General features: G+C 56.5%; 1 pseudogene. It reads right to left on the reverse strand.

Annotated features, from left to right (window positions below):
* Nucleotides 1–255 (reverse strand): annotated as a pseudogene (locus ACZYSM_RS29635) (hypothetical protein); the annotation flags it as partial.

Here is a 255-nt window from a genome sequence, read left to right on the forward strand (position 1 = left end):
TCGAGCCACTGATCCAAAGCCACCAAACCGTTACCCTCGACAGGCACTGTCGACTGGCGGATGCCGGACTCGCGCCATACCTGTTGCCATACCCGCTGCAACACCTTCTCCGGCAAAGCACTATCAATCTCCAACAACAAGGCCAACGGCGTAGCGTCGGGTATCTGCGTCAAGGTTGGCGACAGATCGGCAAGCACTTGCGTCAATAACCGATGCAGCGCCACTTCAAGTTTTTCATCCGCATCGCCCGCTATA

The organism is Pseudomonas sp. F220 (genome assembly GCF_057813935.1).